At 72.7% G+C, this 3,214-nt stretch carries 3 protein-coding genes; 1 reads left to right on the plus strand and 2 read right to left on the minus strand.

Annotated features, from left to right (window positions below; all coding sequences use genetic code 11):
- Positions 1-54: 54 nt before the first annotated feature.
- Together GT042_RS15095 and GT042_RS15100 are read right to left on the minus strand one after the other, a co-directional pair.
- Positions 55-1,137 carry an NDP-sugar synthase gene (locus tag GT042_RS15095; protein ID WP_161309230.1) on the minus strand — a complete coding sequence of 361 codons (1,083 nt, stop codon included), beginning with the start codon at positions 1,135-1,137 and terminating at the stop codon, positions 55-57.
- Positions 1,138-1,239: 102 nt separating this feature from the next.
- Positions 1,240-2,715: an N-acetylmuramoyl-L-alanine amidase gene (locus GT042_RS15100; protein WP_161309231.1), complete on the minus strand. Its 1,476-nt coding sequence runs from the start codon at positions 2,713-2,715 to the stop codon at positions 1,240-1,242.
- A gap of 137 nt (positions 2,716-2,852) precedes the next feature.
- Here GT042_RS15100 and GT042_RS15105 point away from each other — a divergent pair.
- Positions 2,853-3,214: TIGR03089 family protein (locus GT042_RS15105; protein WP_161309232.1), on the plus strand; the 362-nt coding region annotated here is incomplete at its 3' end.

Genomic DNA, 3,214 nt, shown 5'->3' on the forward strand with positions numbered 1-3,214 from the left:
AGCCCGTCCGGCGATTGAGGACAACCAACCGGCCGCCAGGGGCCGCGGCAGTCGCTACGTGTCCGACGAGAAGCGGATCGATGACGCCGGGAGGATCGCGTCGCACCAGACCCTTACGCCCTCGCGCAGCTCGTTGTCAGGGCCCACCACCGCGCCGTCTCCGATCACCGCGCCGGACAGGATCGTGCGGGCGCCCACGCGGGCCCCCGCGCCCACCAGCGAGTCCGTGATCACCGCGCCCGCCTCGATCACCGCGCCCGCCAGCACCACGCTGCCCGAGACGCGGGCGCCCTCACCGATCACCGCCGCCTCGCCCACCACAGTGCCGCCCGTCAGCTTCGCGTCGGCGGCGACCGAGGCGGTCGGGAGGATCAGGCGGTCGCCCCGGCGGCCCGGGACCGCCGGGGACGGGGCGCGGCCCAGGACGAGGTCCGCGGAGCCCCGTACGAACGCCTGCGGGGTCCCCAGGTCCAGCCAGTACGTGGAGTCGACCATGCCCTGGAGGTGCGCGCCGGACGCCAGGAGGTCCGGGAAGGTCTCCCGTTCGACCGAGACCGGCCGCCCCGCCGGGATGGAGTCGATGACCGAGCGGCGGAAGACGTACGCCCCCGCGTTGATCTGGTCGGTGACGATCTCCTCCGGCGTCTGGGGCTTCTCCAGGAACGCCGTCACCCGCCCGCCCGGGTCCGTCGGCACCAGGCCGAACGCCCGCGGGTCCTCGACCCGGGTCAGGTGAAGCGAGACGTCCGCCCCCGACACCTCGTGCGTCCGGACGAGCGCCTTGATGTCGAGGCCCGTCAGGATGTCCCCGTTGAAGATGAGGACCGGTTCGTCCGGGCCCGAGCGGAGCCGGCCGGCGACGTTGCGGATGGCTCCGCCCGTGCCGAGCGGCTCGCGCTCCGTCACGTACTCCAGGTGCAGTCCGAGCGACGAGCCGTCACCGAAGTACGGCTCGAAGACCTCCGCGAGGTACGAGGTCGCCAGGACGACGTGCTCGACCCCCGCCGCCCGCGCGCGGGCCAGCTGATGCGTGAGAAACGGGACGCCCGCCGCCGGCACCATCGGCTTGGGTGTGTGCACCGTGAGCGGCCGCAGCCGGGTGCCCTTGCCCCCGACCAGGAGGATCGCTTCTGTCACCGTGTCGTCTCTGCTTCCTGCTGGGGCCGGCACCGCATACGCGACGTCATACATATGACCGGCCAGTGTAGGCAGCTGCGTGCAGCCTGTTCGGTACGTTCCTCAGCGGCCCTGGTACTTGGCCGATGTCGTCCGCGTGGTGCCGAGCTTCTCGTAGAGCCGGCTCCCCGGGCAGTCGGTGACAAAGCCGTCCCGGTGACCGGAGATGGAGTTCAGCGCGACCTTCGTGCCCTTTTTGTATTTGTTGCTCCCCCCGGACGTCAGCGTGGACTTGCCGCGCGGGTTGACCCCGTAGAGCCCCAGCTTCCACGCGGTCAGTTTGGCGATGGCGGTCGTGGCGGCCGCCGGCGGCTTGGTGCTGCTGTACGTTCCGAGAACGGCGATGCCCACGCTGTTCGTGTTGAAACCGAGCGTGTGCGCGCCCATGACCGGCTTGGCCACGCCACCGGCCCGTCCCTCGTAGATGTTTCCGCACTTGTCGATGGCGAAGTTGTAGCCGATGTCGCGCCATCCGCTGCTCAGGACGTGGTACCGGTAGATACCGCGCAGGACGGAGGGCGCCTGCGCGCAGGTGTAGTTGTTCCCCGTCGCGCTGTGGTGCACGAAGGCGGCCCTGACCGACTTGGTGTAGCCGAACTTCCGCTCGCGCAGGCTTTCGTCCGCGCCCCACCCCTTGCGCGTGATGATGCGCGGACGGGCGCCGATGTACGGCTTCGCGAAGCCGACCTGGTCGGCGAGGTCGGCCTCGGTCTGCGCCTTGGACTGGGCGGTGATCTCGGTCGCGCCCAGCTCCGCCAGGTCCGCGTTGACCGCCGAACTGGCCGCGTCCCCCGCCGTCATGGCGACCGGCATGCGCTCCTCCTCGACGGGCGTACCCGCCGTGCCGGGTACGGTGCCGGGGACCGCCGGGGTGTCAGGGGTGTCCGACGGGCTGCCGGGGCGGCCGGCCTGCGGGCCGTACGCGGGCATCGCCGCCGGCGGCTCGCCGCCCGGGTCGACCAGCTCCAGCCGCAGTCCCCGCGGCAGCAGCGGACGGGCCGGACCCTTGGGGCCCGCCTCCTCGACGGCACGGACGCGCAGCTCGACACCGTCCGAGTTGCCGACCCACAGCGGGGCCGTGGAGCCGTGGACGGTGGCCGCCGAGCGCTCCTCCGTACCGAGGTCGGCGCCGTGCTCCTGGTTGTGCGTCTCCAGGTCCAGCCAGCCGGACCACACGTGCGTCCCGGTCGCGCGGGTGCGGACCTGGACCGTGCCGTTGAGTTCGTCGTCGGCGTTGTCCCAGACGACGCCGAGGAGGGAGAAGGGCTGTACGTCCCGCCGGGCCAGGCCCTGGACCGAGGCGGCGCCGGACGCGCGGTCCGTCGCGAGCGTGGTCAGCGGGAGCGACCGGGTGGAGCCCGCCACGGCGGGGGTGGTGGCGCCGGCGGACGGGACGGTACGGGGGGCGGCGGCCCGGGAGACGGCCGGGTGGGGCACGGGGGCCTGGGGGGAGGCGACCGCGCCGGACGGGAGCGACAGGGGCAGGACCAGCGCGGCGGTGCACGCGACGCCGATCGAAGAAGCAAGGTAGGCACGCATGTGAAGATCGTCGGCGTGTCCTGTCACCGCCGCCCGTTCAGAAACCCGCGGAAAACTGACGGGCCATCGGGCCGACCGGTGGACGCCGTCACCGGTACGGCGGCGGGCCGCTCGCCCGGCCACGTACCCTTTCCCGGGTGAACGCCACCGACCGCACCCCTGCCGACCTGCTGCGATCCGCGCTCGCCACGGATCCCGCCCGCCCCTTGGTCACTTTCTACGACGATGCCACCGGAGAGCGCGTCGAATTGTCCGTCGCGACCTTCGCCAATTGGGTGTCCAAGACGGCCAATCTGCTCCAGGGCGACCTCGGCGCGGAGCCGGGCGACCGGCTCGCGCTGCTGCTGCCCGCCCACTGGCAGAGCGCGGTGTGGCTGCTCGCCTGCGCCTCGGTCGGGGTGACCGTGGAGATCGGCGGCGACCCGGCCTCGGCGGACCTGGTGGTCAGCGGCCCCGACACGCTGGACGCGGCACGCGCGTGCGGTGGCGAGCGGGTGGC

The sequence above is a fragment of the Streptomyces sp. SID3212 genome, from assembly GCF_009865405.1.
Lineage (GTDB): Bacteria > Actinomycetota > Actinomycetes > Streptomycetales > Streptomycetaceae > Streptomyces.